Here is a 14,313-nt window from a genome sequence, read left to right on the forward strand (position 1 = left end):
TTGCTCAAGCTGACGGCAAGCACACCCTGACCGTCGAGACGCCCATGCCCCGCAAGATCCCAAGCAATTCCGCGCTCCAGGCGTTCGAAGCCGCGGCCCGACACGGCAGCTTTGCCCGAGCCGCCGAAGAGCTGGCGCGGACGGAGGGCGCCGTTAGCCGTCAGATCGGCCGGCTGGAGGCGTTCCTGGGCGTCACGCTGTTCGAGCGGATCGGCAATCGGGTACGGCTGGCGCCGAACGGCGCGCGATACGCGGTGCAGGTGCGCGAGATTCTGGATCGGCTGGAACGGGACAGCCTGTACCTGATGGGCCAGCCCATCGAAGGCGCGAGCATCGATATCGCCGCCATTCCAACCTTTGCCACCCGCTGGCTGATCCCCCGGCTGAAGCACTTTCAAGACCGGCATCCCCATATCACAGTGCATATCGCCGAGCGGATGGAACCGTTCCTGCTGGCCGGGAGCGGTTTCGACGCCGCCATTCATTTCGAGCATCCGGCATGGGCGGGGATGCATCTGCATCCGCTGCTGGAGGAAGTGCTGGTGCCCGTCTGCAGCCCGGCGCTGCTCGCCGGCGCCGGGGCGAACCCGTCGCTGGATGCACTGCCGCGTCTGCACCGGCGACAAAACCCCGACGCGTGGCAGGCTTATGCGCAGGAGGCCGGCATCGTGCTGACCAATTCGGCGGTCGGCGCGCGTTATGATCTCCATTCGATGCTGATCGAAGCGGCGCTGGCCGGCCTGGGCGTCGCGCTGGTGCCGCGCCTTTACATCGACGCGGAGCTCGAGCAGGGCCGGCTGGTCGCGCCCTGGCCGGCTGGCAAGTCGATTACGAAAAACTTCTGCCTCGTCCTGCCCGAGCCGATCGAACTGGCCGAGGGTCCGTTGCAGGCATTCGCGACATGGATGCTGAATGAGGCGCGGGGATTGGCCCCGCGCGGCAGCGCCTGACGCGCGTCGCCCAACTGTTACGCCTGCGAAGGCGGCCTCACCCGGCCGATGCGCCGGGCGCGGGCAGGGCTCGGGTACACTCGTGATCCCGTCACGCACGCGGCACCAGCATGGACAGTCAGCTTTGGATCATCTGCGGGCTTACCTTCGTCATCCATGTGATCGCGACACTCGCGTATGCGGTGCGGATCGCCGGCGTTCGAACGCGTCGCATCGCGTTGTCGTTCTCGTTGTTCGGGATCATCGCGCTGGTGTCCCGAACGGCCAATTCGTTTCAGGGGCCGTTCATCGCGAAACGGGTTGAAATCGACATCGCGCATCGGATGGGGAGCGGGTTGCTGGCCGACTTCCGGTGGTTCCTGCTGTCGGCAACCGTAGCGACCATTGTCGGGACATTCCTGATCCCGACGTTCCAGCGTTATTTCAGTCGCGCCGTCGAACACTTCCAGGCGAACCGCTCGATTCCGCGCCTGCTGCTGGACGCGTGCAGTCGCGCAGGGATCAACACGCTTCGCGTCGGCGCACGACTGCCCTCGAGCCAGAACGTCACGCAATTGGCCGCGAATACGGGCGTGTCGTGGCGCGTCATCGCGTTGAACGTTGCCGCGATGGCGATCTGGACGGTCGGCGTGTTCGCGTCGCTGTATGCGGGCTACCTGAAGCCCGATCTGAGAGTGACATGCGCGAACCTGTCGTCTGTCATCAACGGTTTCGCGACCGTCGTGCTGGCGGTCGTCATCGACCCGCAGGTGTCCGTCATGACCGACGACGTCATCGAAGGGCGAATCTCGGAAAACAGCTTCCGGCGGGCCATCACGACACTCGCGGGCGCGCGCGTGCTCGGCACGTTGTGCGCGCAGGCGCTGCTCGTTCCGGCCGCGCTCGTCATCGTGCGCGTCGCCGAGCTGATCTAGTGCGGCAGGCCTGAACGGCGCGAACGGGCGCGAGCGGGCGAGATCGGTTCGAGGTGGCGGAATGGCGTGATCCCGGTTCGCGTATCGGCTTGCTCGCGGTTTTGCGCGATGCGCATCCCCATGTCGACATGCATGCCGGAGGCGGGTGCGCGCCGCATGCGTGCGCATGTCGACGCTGCGCGCGGGTGAGCGTTGCAGGGTTTAACCGGAATACGCCACATCCTCGTTTAAACTCGGTTGCACGGAAGATCTCCGGCGACGCGGCATGCGTCGTCGTGACGCGACACATCGCATCGTGCCGGCGAGCGGGGGATGCGCGATGAAACCGATTCCTGCCGCCAGGTCTCGCTGTCGTGGCCTCAAAAAATCAGCAGTCTTGTACAACTCGAACTACGTGCCTCAGGGAGTCAATCGAATGAATTCCCCGGTGATTCGGGCCGCCGTCGCAAAAGACGTTGGAGACATCTACGCGGTACACCGCGACTCGGTCGTCAATCTTTGCGCCGGCCATTACACGCAGCAACAGATCGAGGGCTGGCTGGACGGGCGGGATCCTTCGATGTACCTGGCCGCCGTCGCCGATGGCGCGATCTGGGTCGCCGACGACGGCGGAATATGTGGCTTCGTCGAGACGGCGGGCGAGGAGGTCACCAAGCTGTTCGTCCGCGGCCATTCGGCGGGGGGCGGCGTTGGCGCCATGTTGCTCGCGCACGCGGTCTCCAAGATCGCGAACGGCGGCCACGCGCGCGCGTATCTCGAAGCCACCACGAACGCCCGGCCGTTCTATGAACGACACGGGTTCGAGGTCGTCGGGCAGGGGCGTTTTTCGCACGGGCGCAGCCAGGTCGAGCTCGAGATCGTGAAGATGGAGCGACGGTTGGCGCGGGGCTGGACCGCGAGCGGGACGGCCCCGGAGAATGGACGGAAGGTGGCCGGCCCGTCGTGTCCAGACAGGGGATTCATGGATTGAATGCGCGTCGATTCAAAATATAAATTTCGGAAAGACACTGGCACGGGATATGCTTCGCAGTTCTTATCCGATCGGAACAGAGGCCGGATATTCGTCAGGAAAATCAGACAACAGCATGAACCGGGTTGATCTGACAAGACGATCGATTAGAGGATGGACCGTTTGTGAAATCCGCGCGGCAGTGCCAAGCTGCGCGCGAAGCAAAGTCGTACACGGATGGATTGAGTTGGGTGACGTGAAACGCAGGCCGTAATTCCTTGCGACGGCCACTACTGACAGTTCAGGATATGACATTACTGATTGGGGTCCCTCTGGAGACGGCCCACGAGGAGCGGCGCGTAGCGACCGTTCCCGACGTGGTCGAAAAGCTGATCAAGCTCGGGTTCTCGGTGGCCGTGCAAAGCGGTGCCGGCACCGGCGCGAACTTCAGCGACGACGACTACCGTACGGCCGGGGCCGAAGTCGTGGCGACGGCTGCCGATCTATGGGGACGCAGCGATATCGTTTTCAAGGTGCGCCCGCCGAGCAGCGAAGAAGTCGCGCTGATGCGTGAGGGTGGCACGCTGATCGGCTTCGTCTGGCCGGCCCAGAACCCTGAACTGATGCAGCAGCTGGCCGCCAAGCGCGCCACGGTGCTGGCGATCGATTCGCTGCCGCGCACGCTGTCGCGCGCGCAGAAGATGGATGCGCTCACGTCGATGGCCGGCGTGAGCGGCTACCGTGCCGTCATCGAGGCGGCCCACGCATTCGGCCGTTACTTCAACGGGCAGATCACGGCTGCGGGCAAGGTGCCGCCGGCCAAGGTGTTCATCGCCGGCGCGGGCGTCGCGGGTCTCGCGGCGATCGGCACGGCCGCTGGCCTCGGCGCGATCGTGCGCGCCAACGACACGCGCGCGGAAGTCGCCGACCAGGTCAAGTCGCTGGGCGGCGAATTCGTCAAGGTCGACTACGAGGAAGAGGGCTCGGGCGGCGGCGGCTACGCGAAGGTGATGAGCGAAGGCTTCCAGCAGGCGCAGCGCGCGATGTACGCGCAGCAGGCCAAGGAGGCGGACATCATCATCACCACCGCGCTGATTCCCGGCAAGCCGGCGCCGAAGCTGATCACGGCCGAGATGGTGCAATCGATGAAGCCGGGCAGCGTGATCGTCGACATGGCCGGCGAGCAAGGCGGCAACTGCGAGCTGACGGTGCCGGGCGAGGCGGTGGTGCGTCACGGCGTGACCATCGTCGGCTATACGGATCTCGCGTCGCGCCTGGCACGCCAGTCGTCGACGCTGTATGCGACCAACCTGCTGCGCGTGGCCGAGGAGCTGTGCAAGAACAAGGACGGCACGATCAACGTCGACTTCAATGACGACGCGATCCGCGGCCTCACGGTCATCAAGGAAGGCAACGTTACTTGGCCGCCGCCGCCGATCAAGCAGGCGGTGGTCGCGCCCAAGCCCGCGGCGGCGACACCCGCGGCAGCCGCGCCCGCGAAGTCGAAAGGCCACGGCCACGGCAGCGGCGCACCGATGTCGGCCAAGTCGCTCGCCATCACGTTCGCCGTCGGCGCACTGGCGTTCCTGCTGGTCGGCCAGTTCGCGCCGGCCACGTTCCTGTCGCACTTCACGGTGTTCGTGCTGGCCTGCTTCGTCGGCTACATGGTGATCTGGAACGTCACGCCGTCGCTGCATACGCCGCTGATGAGCGTCACCAATGCGATCTCGTCGATCATCGCGATCGGCGCGCTGGTGCAGGTCGCGCCGCCATTGGGCGACGCGGCGGCGGAGGGCCGCCCGTCGGGGCTGATCCTGGGCCTGGCGGTGGGCGCGCTGACGCTCACGGCCGTCAACATGTTCGGCGGCTTTGCCGTGACGCGCCGCATGCTGGCGATGTTCCGCAAGTAAGGAGACGACAACCATGACTTCCAATCTGACTACCGTCTCCTATATCGGCGCGGCCATTCTGTTCATCCTCAGCCTCGGCGGGCTGGCCAACCCCGAGACCGCGCGCCGCGGCAACCTGCTCGGCATGATCGGCATGCTGATCGCGGTGCTCGCGACCGTACTCGGCCCGCGCGTGTCGGCCGAGGGCATTCCGTATATCGTGGCGGCACTGGTCGTCGGCGGCGCGGTCGGCCTCATCGCCGCGAAGAAGGTGCAGATGACGCAGATGCCCGAGCTGGTTGCGCTGATGCACAGCCTGGTCGGTCTGGCCGCGTGTCTGGTGGGCTTCGCGAGCTACATCGATACGTCGGTGCAGTTCACGGGTGCCGAGCACGCGATCCACGAAGTGGAAATCTACGTCGGCATCCTGATCGGTGCGGTGACCTTCGCGGGCTCGGTGATTGCGTTCGGCAAGCTCTCCGGCAAGATCGGCGGCAAGCCGCTGCTGCTGCCGGCACGTCACTGGCTCAACCTGGCCGTACTGGTGGTGGTGATCGTGTTCGGCCGCGCGTTCCTGCATGCGGAGACGGTCCAGGACGGCCTGACGCCGCTCATCGTGATGACGGTGGTGTCGCTGCTGTTCGGCGTGCACATGGTGATGGCGATCGGCGGCGCGGACATGCCCGTCGTGGTGTCGATGCTCAACAGCTACTCGGGCTGGGCGGCGGCGGCCACCGGCTTCATGCTCGGCAACGACCTGCTGATCGTGATCGGCGCACTGGTGGGCTCGTCGGGTGCGATCCTGTCGTACATCATGTGCCGCGCGATGAACCGCAACTTCATCAGCGTGATTGCGGGCGGCTTCGGTACCGGCAGCGGTGCGCCCGCGGCGTCGGGCGCGGGTGCGCAGCCGGCCGGCGAAGTGGTGGCGGTGAGCGCGCTGGAAACGGCCGAACTGCTGCGCGACGCGAAGAGCGTGATCATCGTGCCCGGGTACGGGATGGCCGTGGCGCAAGCCCAGCACACCGTGCACGAACTCACGAAGGTGCTGCGCGAAAAGGGCGTCGACGTGCGTTTCGCGATCCATCCGGTGGCCGGTCGCATGCCGGGGCACATGAACGTGCTGCTCGCCGAGGCGAAGGTGCCTTACGACATCGTGATGGAGATGGACGAGATCAACGGCGATTTCCCCGAAGCCGACGTGTCGATGGTGATCGGCGCGAACGACATCGTGAACCCGGCGGCGCAGGAAGATCCGGGCAGCCCGATCGCCGGCATGCCGGTGCTCGAGGTGTGGAAGGCGAAGACCTCGATCGTGATGAAGCGCAGCATGGCGTCCGGCTATGCGGGTGTCGACAATCCGCTGTTCTACAAGGACAACAACCGGATGTTGTTCGGCGACGCGAAGAAGATGCTGGACGAGGTGTTTGGGGCGTTGAAGGCCTGATGGGGCGCGTGTTCGGGCACGTGCGCGGGTCGAACGATAAGCGGCTGGGGTATCGGACAGTCGGTTGATCGGGGCCCGGCACGCCGGACATCTGCATCGGGAAGGTCACGGAAGTGCGAGGCGGCAGGCTCTGTTTCGCACTTCCTTCCTTCCGGAAAATGACGACGATCGATTGTCGGTGTGCAGATCCCCCTCCGTACAGCAGCCACACCCGATTCATCACCGTGACTGAGCCGGTGACGATACCGTCTATCCAGCGAATCCAAGCTCCGCGAAATTGGTGATCCTGGCGTCGCACGCGCGCGCCAGCGCCGGATCGTGACTCGAAAAAAAGACGGCACGGTCCTTGGCCAACGTCTTGAACAGATCGATCAGCACCGCACGCGACGCCGCATCGAGCCCGTTGCCCGGTTCGTCGGCGATCACGACGGTGGGCGCACCGAGCGTCGTCGCCGTCAGGAACAGTTTCTTGCGCGTGCCGAGCGACATCTGCTCAAAACGCTTCTCCATATGCGGGGCCAGCCCGAATCGATCCGCCAGCTCGAGCGTGCGGGTATCGACAGCTGTCTTCTTGGCAGCCGCCACGAGGTCGAGAAATTCACGACCGGTCTGAAACGGATACGCGAGGCAATCGTCGGGCACGTACGCCAGTGCGGATTTCGCATCGAGCGGCGCGGTGCGCAGCGAATGGCCGCCGAGCCACACCTCGCCTTCGTCCGCGTCGATCGTGCCGGCGAGAATGGCGAGCAACGTCGATTTGCCACTGCCGTTTTCGTCGCACAGCGCGACACATCCGGCACCGGATGCGTAGTGGAGTCTCTGGAAGATGACGCGCTTGTCGTAGCGTTTGCCGAGATTGTCGAAGCGGAGCATGAATCAGTCGATCAAATGAAAATTGGCCAGGTGAGCGTGACCCAGATCACGGTCAGCAGGACGCCCAGCAACACGGATTGTCGGGACGCGTAGCGTTGCGGCAGATAGTGTAATGCGACGAGCGGTGCGCCCGAGCAGACGAGCGCTGCCGCCATCTGCGACGACAGCACGCCGTGCAGCACCTGCAGCAGCGGTGCGATCGCGGCGAACGGCAGCGCCAGCGCGACAACGGTCAGCCAGTCGGCGCGGCGCTTCGCGAAGGCCGACAGCGGCAGCGACCGCATGAAGTGAGACGCACGCTGGTGAGCCGCCCGCAAATCGCGATAGGTCGTCGCGGCGATGAGGGCAATGACGGCCTGCGCCATCAGCGTCAGCGGCACGGCGCGCTTGTCGAAATCCCAGAGTGCAAGCAGGAACCCTGTTGCGGCGGCGACCGCACCCATCATCAGGCAGTGTCCGACGGTGCTCGCGGCACGGTCCCGCAAGATGCCGATTTGCAGCGTGGCGATAGGCGAAAGCCCATTCCGCACACGGGCGCGGATGGCATGCGTGACGCGACGCGCGCATGCGCCCGGCGTTCTCGACCGAGCGGACGACGCGGCGGCGGTATGCGCAATCGTGAACGCCGCGAGCAACAATGCCACGATCAGCAACACCGGACGCAACGCACCCTCGGCGTGGAAGCCGCCGACGAGGAAGGCATTGGCAACGATCAACGCGATTGCGTCGCGCATATTGCGCGACAGCGCGGTCAGTTGCCATCCCAGCGTAATCAGGAACAGGTCGAACACGAACAGGTAGTTGACCGCCTTCTGCGGCACGAAGGCGAGCGCGATGGCGGCCGCCAATACGGGCAGCAACAGCGGCGTACTCGCGATGATCACGACGAGGGTGTCGACGAGACGACGGCGGCTGTCGGGGACGGGCAAAGATGCAAGGAAGGTGACGAACGGCCCGCCGGTGATCGCGGTGCGCTGCGCCAATACCCACACGATGCCGACGGCTTCGAGCAGGTGCACCCACGCGAACCGCCATTCGATGCCATGCGATGGGGCCAGCGCTTCGAGTACGGGGGCGCCCAGGATGCGTGTCTGCGAAAACACCGGCATTGCCGGCAGCAACAGCAGAATCAACAGGAACAGTGCCTGCCAATGCCTGCGCAGCAGGCTGGACGTCGCAAGCGCGTACCACCTCAGTCGGCAAGACAACATCGCTTCCAGCTCCCTTTCACTGCGCAATCGAACCCGGCATCGTGCCACGGCGGTCGCCGCGCCACAACCACATCCGTCTTCGCTGGGCGTGGCGACACGCATGAGATCGCCACGGCATATGAAAAACCGTCGCCGCGTATGATCGCGCCGGTTGCGCAAACGGGTGGGGCACGGCGGCTCAAGGCATCCGTCAGCGTAGCATCCTGATACGAGTCTTGTTGGGTTCACGAGCCGACGCCGCAGAGATGCGCCGAAAGTCGAGACGCGCGCGTCATACGGCTCGGGTATGCTGGATGAATGCCGGCCGGGTGAACGCGCAGGACGGCAAAACTGCACACAATCGCCGCGATCGTATCGCAACCACCGGCCGCACCGGGCCGCTTTCAACTCCGGAACAGGGACTCGACATGGCAGAACTGGACAACGCGCTGTACGAACGGATCGGCGCGCTGAGCGACGCGGGCGATGCATTGATGGAAGACGGCGACTACGCAGGCGCGCTGGCGAAATTCCGGGCGGGTTTCGACCTGCTTCCCGAACCCAAGACCAATTGGGAAGCCGGAACCTGGTTGATGGCCGCGATCGGCGACGCGAATTTCTATCTGGAAGACTACGCGGCCGGACGCGACACGCTCGGCGAGGCGATGCATTTCCCCAACGCGATCGGCAACCCGTTCCTGCACCTGCGGCTCGGCCAATGCCAGTTCGAACTGGGCAATCTCGATCGCGCGGCGGACGAGCTGATGCGCGCGTACATGGGCGGCGGGCCGGAGCTGTTCGAGGACGAGGACGGCAAGTACCTGCGATTCCTGGCGACGCGGGCGGAAGGCATCGAGACGCCCTGACGCACGCGTGCCGGCGGCGCGAGCAGGCTTCGACGCCCGCGCCGCGATGCCGGGCGTTTTCTTCGCACGAGCGCAACCCGCCCATGAACCTGACCTTTCCTCTCGTCACCCGATCCGACGCCGAAACGCTGGTCGCGATCCGCATCGCCGCAATGCGCGACAGCCTCGAGCGTGTCGGCCGCTTCGATCCCCAGCGTGCGCGCGAACGCTTTCTCGCGTCGTTCGACCCGGCGCTATGCCGCTTCATCGAAGCCGATGGTGTGAATGCGGGTTTTTTCGTGGTTCGGCCGCAGGAAGACCACTGGCAGCTCGACCATCTGTATATTGCGCCCGAGCATCAGGGAAAGGGCATCGGCGCGGCCGTGCTGCGCAGGATCCTTGCCGAGGCGGATGAGAAGCGCGTGACCGTTCGTGTCGGTGCGCTGCGCGGCAGCGCGTCGAACCGCTTCTATGCGCGGCACGGCTTCGTGCAGGCCGACGAAGCGGAGTGGGACATCTACTACGTGCGCGAACCGGGTTCGGCAACCGTGTAGGCCGCATGCGGCCACGCACTGCGGCGACGCATCCGCGGTGCGATCCGGGCGAGCGCATCAGTGTTTTCCCGGATACGGAATGCGCGGCGCGTGCCGTTGATGCAGAGAGACTATAAATACATGCTCCGAGGCTCATCATGACGACATCTGCAACAAACGGACCGAATGCGGTATCGCCTGAAACGAACGGGGCGGCAGCGACATCCGACGATGCGGGTGGCGTGCCGTCGATCCTGCTGGTCGACGACGAGCCGAGCGTGCTGTCGGCGCTCAAGCGCGTGTTCCGGCCCGCGGGCTACGCGATCCTGACCGCGGAAAGCGGCGAGGCCGCCGTCGAGATACTGGCGTCGACCGAAGTCGACCTGATCGTGTCCGACATGCGGATGCCGGGCATGAGCGGCGCGGAGTTCCTGGCCCGTGCGCGGGCGCGCTACCCGGATACGATGCGCATCCTGCTGACCGGCTATGCCGAGATCGCGTCGGTCGTGCAGGCCGTCAACGAAGGCGGCGTATATCGCTACCTGAACAAGCCGTGGGACGATCACGACCTGCTGCTGACCATCGAACACGCGCTGGAGCAGCGGCATTTGCGGCGCGAAGCGGCCCGGCTGGCCGCGCTGACGGAAGAACAGAACGAAGCGCTGCGCCGTTTCAACACGGAACTCGAAACGCAGGTTCGCGCACGCACGGAGGAACTCGGCCAGACCGTGATGTTCCTCGAAGCCGCGCAACGCGACCTGAAAAGCAGTTTCACCGCGATGGTCCAGGTCTGCGCGAGCATGATCGAGATGCGCTGCGGGTCGGCCAGCGGTCACGCGATGCGGGTCGGCGAGATTGCGCGGCGGCTCGCGCTGGCATCCGGGATGAGCGAGCTGCATGCGCAGGACGTCTATTTCGCAGGGCTGCTGCACGGCATCGGCAAGCTGTCGTTGCCGGACGAATTGCTGCGCAAGCCGCTCGCGAAGATGACGGCCGAAGAGCACGGCCTGTTCCAGCAGCATCCGCTGCGCGCGCAGATGGTGCTGACGCCGGTCGCGCAACTGCACAAGGTCGCGTCGATCGTGCTGCACCAGTACGAACGCTTCAACGGACGCGGCACGCCGGACGGCCTGGCGGGCGACTCGATTCCGCTCGGCTCGCGGATCGTGGCGATCATGCGCGACTTCGAAGGGCTGCGCAACGGCGACATCGGTGCGCCGCATTCGGTCGAGCAGGCGATCGACGCGTTGCGCTCGCAGGCCGGCGTGCGTTACGACCCGCGGATCGTCGACCGCCTGATCGAACTGCTGCAGGACCCGGCGAGTCTCGGCATCGCGGCATCCGTCGCGGAGATCAAGTCCGCGCAGCTGCGCGAAGGGATGCAGCTCGCCGACGATCTGCGCACGCATCGCGGCGTGCTGCTGATGACCAAGGGCAGCGTGATGTCGGCGCACCAGATCGAGCTCGTGCGCCGCTTCGAGACGCGCGAGGGGACGTCGTTCGACATCCTCGTGCTGGCCGGCCAGGCCGCGGCGAAGCCGGTGCCGAACGCGCCGAACGCGGGCGCGGCCCCTGCCTGAGCCCGGGCGCGCGGCCTGTTGGCCGCGGTGCGCGATCGCGCGCCGCGGCAACGCACTCACTTCGATTCGGGCGCTCATCATGTACGGCACCTACGATCTCCCGCTCGTCCTGCTGTCGCTCGCGATCGCGACGCTGGCCTCCTATACGACACTCGACCTGGCCGCCTTCATTTCGCTGCTCGACAACCCGAAGCTCAAGCGGGCGTGGCTGGGCGGCGGTGCGATGGCGATGGGTACCGGCATCTGGTCGATGCATTTCGTCGGCATGCTCGCGTTCTCGCTGCCGATTCCGCTCGGCTACGCATTGTCGGATACGGGCGCGTCGCTGGCGATTGCCGTGCTCGTGTCGTACTTCGCGCTGACGGTCGTCACGCGCGCGCGGCTGGGCTGGTGGCGGCTGCTCGCGGGCGGCGCGCTGATGGGCGGCGGGATCGCCGGCATGCATTACACGGGGATGGCCGCGCTGCGCATGCAGCCCAACATTCGCTACGATGCGGCGTTGTTCGCCGCGTCGATCGGCATCGCGGTGATCGCGTCGACGGCCGCGTTGTGGATCGCACAGGCGCTGCGCGTGCAGCAGGCGCGCCATGCGACCGCCCAGCGGGTCGGCGCGGCCTTCGTGATGGGCATCGCCATTACCGGCATGCACTACACGGCGATGGCGGCCGCCCATTTCGCGCCGGACGCGCGATGCGGAGCCGCGAACGGAGTCGATACGCCGTGGCTCGCAACAACCGTCGCGCTGTTTACGACGGGGACACTGGTCGTCACTTTGCTGCTGAGCCGATTCGATGCGCGCACAACCTTCCTGCGCGGGATGACCGATACGCTCGAGCGGCTCGTGCGATTGCGCACCGCCGAACTGGAACGCGCGCTGCACCGCTACGAACAGACGACGACGATGCTGCAGCGTACGCGCGAAAACATGGCGACCGAGATCGACGAACGCAAGGCCGCGCAGGCGCGGCTCGAACAGGAGAAGGACGAGCAGCGGCGCCTGTTGCAGGTACTCGAGGAAACCCACGTGCAGTTGCTGCAGTCGGAAAAGCTCGCGTCGATCGGCCAGCTCGCGGCCGGTGTCGCGCACGAGATCAACAATCCGATCGGCTTCGTCAGCGCGAACCTCAATACGTTGAAGATCTGGGTACGCAGTCTGCTCGACGTGATCGCCGCGCATGAAGCCGCGCTGCCGCAGCTCGACCCGGCCACGCGCGACGCGCTGACGGCGACGGGCCGCGCGGCGGATCTGGACTATGTGCGCGACGAGATCGCGACGCTGATCGACGAATCGATCGACGGCGCGTTGCGTGTGCGGCGCATCGTGCAGGATCTGCGCGATTTCTCGCGTCCGGCCAGCGGCGAATGGAGCGTGGTCGATCTTCGCGCGGGCCTGGAAAGCACGCTCAACGTCGTCCACAACGAACTCAAGTACAAGGCCGAGATCGTGCGCGATTACGGCGACGTGCCGCAGGTCGAATGTCTGCCGTCGCAGTTGAACCAGGTCTTCATGAACCTGCTGGTGAACGCGGCGCACGCGATTCCCGAGCGCGGCGTGATCACGATCCGCACGTCGAGCGATGGCGAGCAGGTGTCGATCGCGATCAGCGACACCGGAACGGGCATGACGCCCGATGTCGTCCGGCGGATCTTCGATCCGTTCTTCACGACGAAGCCGGTCGGGCAGGGCACGGGGCTGGGCTTGTCGGTGTCACATGGGATCGTCAAGCGCCATCGCGGCACCATCGACGTGACGAGCGAGCCCGGGCACGGCACGACGTTCTGCGTCCGCATACCGATCCGGCGGGCCGGCGATCGCGCGAACGCGGCAGCGCTGGCGCAACGGGCGTGATCGCATGACGGCGTCGTGCGCCGCGGGCCGGCGCGGTTGTCGCACGTCACCGCAGTCGCTTGCGGCGCTGGCGACGAAAGAAATGCCAGAACATCGCGGCGGCGTCCGGCCCCGTGGCGGAATGAAACGGCTCGCGCGGGTCGCCACCGCTCCATGCATGCGGCAGCCGGCGGACGATGCAGACCCTGACGACGAGACGTCCGGCCTTGAGATAGTCGACATAGTCGGCATCGTCGCGCGCATGGACGCGTTGCTCGCCAACGCGCATCGCGCCGTGTTCATCGACGAGCCGGTTGAGCCGGGCGAACGCGATGCCGAGCTGCGTTGCGTTTCGGTCGGTCACGACCGTATCGAGTGCGCCGTGCATGACAAGGGCCGGCATGCCGGGATAGGAGGCGACGTCGGCGCAGGCCTCGACTGCGCGTATCGGGTCGTCGCGCAGGCCTCGACGCATCAGGTTCATTGCCGCCAGTGTCGACGACGGCGGGGCGATGGCGGGGCCGGAGTGCAGTCCGACTGCCGCGAAGCGATCGGGATACCGTATTGCCAGTGCCGCGGCGAGCCCGGCACCGGCGGACATGCCGGCCAGGTAGATCCGGTCGCGGTCGAATCCGTGCTGTCGCACGACTGCGTCGACCAGCGACGCAACGGCCGCGGCTTCGGACTGCGTCGCGTCGCCATGCCAGTGCCAGCAGCGGTGCGCATGGGCCGTCCTGGCTTGCTCGGGAAACAGCACGGCGAATCCCGACCGCTCGGCGAGACGGCACATGCGCGTGCCCGTGGCAAACGATTCGGCGCTCTGCTTGCAGCCGTGCAGCATGACGACGGCCGGCATGCCGGCTGTCGTCGCGGGCGCGGCGGGCAGATACAGCGCGTATGCAAGGTGGTTCACGTAGCGGCCGGCACTCGGGCCGGCGGAATGAAACGACCGGAGCCACGTGCCGGGCGCCTTGTCCGTCCGTGCGCGGGCGGGATGCACGGTGCCCGGGCGTGTTGCGGTACGGGCGACGACGGCGGGCTTGACCGCCCGTTTGGCGGCCGGTCGTGGCTTGTTCGTGCGCTTCGCCGGGCGCGTGCCGGTTGCGACGGAGAGCAGGTCGAGAGGCCGCAACCAGAGGCTGGTTTTTTTCCTGGACATGTGCAGTTTCGTGCCGGCGGCCGACCGTAGCAGGAAGATGCAGCCGAATCCGCCGTCGAGTTGAAAATCGAAATGGGGCGCGGAGCAAGATTCGTGCTGCCGGCCGCGTGCGCACCGGAACCGGTCGGCAGATCGAATGCGACGGAACGCAGGGGC

The 14,313-nt window shown here is 66.1% G+C and carries 12 protein-coding genes; 9 read left to right on the forward strand and 3 right to left on the reverse strand.

Annotated features, from left to right (window positions below):
• Positions 1-44: 44 nt before the first annotated feature.
• From QZM67_RS08065 to pntB, 5 genes are all read left to right on the forward strand, one after another.
• Entirely contained in the window at positions 45-950 is a 906-nt protein-coding gene (locus QZM67_RS08065; RefSeq protein ID WP_301801694.1) for a LysR substrate-binding domain-containing protein, read from the forward strand.
• Between the two features lie 110 nt (positions 951-1,060).
• Complete coding sequence (locus QZM67_RS08070; RefSeq protein ID WP_175020688.1) at positions 1,061-1,864, forward strand: lipid II flippase Amj family protein; 804 nt, start codon at positions 1,061-1,063, stop codon at positions 1,862-1,864.
• A 415-nt stretch (positions 1,865-2,279) separates the two neighbouring features.
• Positions 2,280-2,834 (forward strand): GNAT family N-acetyltransferase, encoded by a 555-nt coding sequence (locus QZM67_RS08075; protein ID WP_301801698.1) that lies wholly within the window; start codon positions 2,280-2,282, stop codon positions 2,832-2,834.
• Positions 2,835-3,121: 287 nt separating this feature from the next.
• Positions 3,122-4,723, forward strand: a complete 1,602-nt coding sequence (locus QZM67_RS08080) for a Re/Si-specific NAD(P)(+) transhydrogenase subunit alpha (RefSeq protein WP_301801700.1) — start codon at positions 3,122-3,124, stop codon at positions 4,721-4,723.
• 13 nt (positions 4,724-4,736) lie between these two features.
• Positions 4,737-6,149 (forward strand): Re/Si-specific NAD(P)(+) transhydrogenase subunit beta, encoded by a 1,413-nt coding sequence (gene pntB, locus QZM67_RS08085; protein WP_301801703.1) that lies wholly within the window; start codon positions 4,737-4,739, stop codon positions 6,147-6,149.
• A 249-nt stretch (positions 6,150-6,398) separates the two neighbouring features.
• On the opposite strand, the gene QZM67_RS08090 is transcribed toward pntB, so the two are convergent.
• Both QZM67_RS08090 and QZM67_RS08095 read right to left on the reverse strand, forming a co-directional pair.
• Positions 6,399-7,022 carry an ABC transporter ATP-binding protein gene (locus tag QZM67_RS08090; RefSeq protein ID WP_301801705.1) on the reverse strand — a complete coding sequence of 208 codons (624 nt, stop codon included), beginning with the start codon at positions 7,020-7,022 and terminating at the stop codon, positions 6,399-6,401.
• 11 nt (positions 7,023-7,033) lie between these two features.
• Entirely contained in the window at positions 7,034-8,335 is a 1,302-nt protein-coding gene (locus QZM67_RS08095; protein ID WP_301801707.1) for a hypothetical protein, read from the reverse strand.
• A gap of 305 nt (positions 8,336-8,640) precedes the next feature.
• On the opposite strand from QZM67_RS08095, the gene QZM67_RS08100 reads away from it, so the two are divergent.
• The 4 genes from QZM67_RS08100 to QZM67_RS08115 all read left to right on the forward strand — a co-directional run bounded on the left by QZM67_RS08100 (position 8,641) and on the right by QZM67_RS08115 (position 13,019).
• Positions 8,641-9,078, forward strand: coding sequence for a tol-pal system YbgF family protein (locus tag QZM67_RS08100; protein WP_175020682.1), 438 nt, complete (start codon positions 8,641-8,643; stop codon positions 9,076-9,078).
• Positions 9,079-9,161: 83 nt separating this feature from the next.
• Positions 9,162-9,611: a GNAT family N-acetyltransferase gene (locus tag QZM67_RS08105; RefSeq protein ID WP_301801710.1), complete on the forward strand. Its 450-nt coding sequence runs from the start codon at positions 9,162-9,164 to the stop codon at positions 9,609-9,611.
• Between the two features lie 137 nt (positions 9,612-9,748).
• The gene (locus tag QZM67_RS08110; protein ID WP_301801712.1) at positions 9,749-11,170 is read left to right on the forward strand and encodes an HD domain-containing phosphohydrolase; all 1,422 of its coding nucleotides are present in this window, start codon (positions 9,749-9,751) and stop codon (positions 11,168-11,170) included.
• Positions 11,171-11,249: 79 nt separating this feature from the next.
• A complete protein-coding gene (locus QZM67_RS08115; protein ID WP_301801714.1) occupies positions 11,250-13,019 on the forward strand; it encodes a histidine kinase in 1,770 nt (589 codons plus the stop codon).
• Between the two features lie 46 nt (positions 13,020-13,065).
• Here QZM67_RS08115 and QZM67_RS08120 read toward each other — a convergent pair whose 3' ends face one another.
• Positions 13,066-14,157: an alpha/beta fold hydrolase gene (locus QZM67_RS08120; protein ID WP_301801716.1), complete on the reverse strand. Its 1,092-nt coding sequence runs from the start codon at positions 14,155-14,157 to the stop codon at positions 13,066-13,068.
• Positions 14,158-14,313: the final 156 nt, after the last annotated feature.

Origin of the sequence: Burkholderia sp. AU45251, assembly GCF_030482905.1 — a bacterium.
GTDB classification, from domain to species: Bacteria; Pseudomonadota; Gammaproteobacteria; order Burkholderiales; family Burkholderiaceae; genus Burkholderia; species Burkholderia aenigmatica.

Excerpts from the sequence above, each read along its gene's own strand:
- QZM67_RS08075 (WP_301801698.1), top strand. The coding sequence starts at position 2,280 with ATGAATTCCCCGGTGATTCGGGCCGCCGTCGCAAAAGACGTTGGAGAC.
- QZM67_RS08065 (WP_301801694.1), top strand. The coding sequence starts at position 45 with ATGCCCCGCAAGATCCCAAGCAATTCCGCGCTCCAGGCGTTCGAAGCC.
- pntB (WP_301801703.1), top strand. The coding sequence starts at position 4,737 with ATGACTTCCAATCTGACTACCGTCTCCTATATCGGCGCGGCCATTCTG.
- QZM67_RS08105 (WP_301801710.1), top strand. The coding sequence starts at position 9,162 with ATGAACCTGACCTTTCCTCTCGTCACCCGATCCGACGCCGAAACGCTG.
- QZM67_RS08120 (WP_301801716.1), bottom strand. The coding sequence starts at position 14,157 with ATGTCCAGGAAAAAAACCAGCCTCTGGTTGCGGCCTCTCGACCTGCTC.
- QZM67_RS08115 (WP_301801714.1), top strand. The coding sequence starts at position 11,250 with ATGTACGGCACCTACGATCTCCCGCTCGTCCTGCTGTCGCTCGCGATC.
- QZM67_RS08100 (WP_175020682.1), top strand. The coding sequence starts at position 8,641 with ATGGCAGAACTGGACAACGCGCTGTACGAACGGATCGGCGCGCTGAGC.
- QZM67_RS08110 (WP_301801712.1), top strand. The coding sequence starts at position 9,749 with ATGACGACATCTGCAACAAACGGACCGAATGCGGTATCGCCTGAAACG.
- QZM67_RS08095 (WP_301801707.1), bottom strand. The coding sequence starts at position 8,335 with ATGCGTGTCGCCACGCCCAGCGAAGACGGATGTGGTTGTGGCGCGGCG.
- QZM67_RS08070 (WP_175020688.1), top strand. The coding sequence starts at position 1,061 with ATGGACAGTCAGCTTTGGATCATCTGCGGGCTTACCTTCGTCATCCAT.
- QZM67_RS08090 (WP_301801705.1), bottom strand. The coding sequence starts at position 7,022 with ATGCTCCGCTTCGACAATCTCGGCAAACGCTACGACAAGCGCGTCATC.
- QZM67_RS08080 (WP_301801700.1), top strand. The coding sequence starts at position 3,122 with ATGACATTACTGATTGGGGTCCCTCTGGAGACGGCCCACGAGGAGCGG.